The sequence below is a fragment of the Vibrio sp. 2033 genome, assembly GCF_033339735.1.
On sequence record NZ_JAWOVC010000367.1, the window covers coordinates 1 to 688 of the forward strand.

At 37.6% G+C, this 688-nt stretch carries 1 protein-coding gene; it reads left to right on the forward strand.

Annotation, left to right across the window (positions count from 1 at the left end; genetic code table 11):
* Positions 1 to 420 precede the first annotated feature (420 nt).
* A partial coding sequence (locus R7P74_RS26635) for a universal stress protein (protein ID WP_318123655.1) occupies positions 421 to 688 on the forward strand: 268 nt, incomplete at its 3' end.

Consider the following 688-nt stretch of genomic DNA (forward strand, 5'->3'; position numbering starts at 1 on the left):
ATGTGTTGAATTTTTCATTAAGACACAGTGTCACAAAATTAAATTAGAATTAGGTGCTTATATATACTTCCATATAAAGACAGTAAGTACTTGCAGACAGTGTGTCAGAACTGCTTATCCATGGATTACATCATTAAAATTGCGGCAGAGTTTTTGATGATCTTTAATCTAGATTTTCAGAGCGCTTAGAGGCAGGAGCCACTACGGACTTAGTTTTACAGCATCGGTTACTAGTCAACTTAAGTTACGGTGTAATGTTTAGTGAGAGGCTTTTGATGTTTTAGGGGGATATGTTCGAACAGCTGAGCTCTTAGAGATGGGGATTTGGATGTTTTCATTTAGATATCGGCAGGTAAGCCGATGTTTAGTGTGTTCGATAAGCTAGACTAAAAGTAGTACCATTCAAAATAGGAGAACGTAATGAGTTATGGACATATTTTGGTCGCGGTAGACCTTACTGATTCCAGCAAAAAAGTCATCGATAAAGCAGTTTCTTTAGCGAAAGATGAAAAAAGTAAGCTTTCCTTAGTCTATGTAGATGTCGATAAGATTATTCTAGAGTTGAAAGAAGAACGAAAGTTGCAGAATGCATTACAAAAGCTTGCTGACGAGTGTGATTACGAAGTCCATGACAGTAAGGTTGTGATTGGTGATCTTCACATCAAGCTCTCCGGAATTGCGAAGGAAG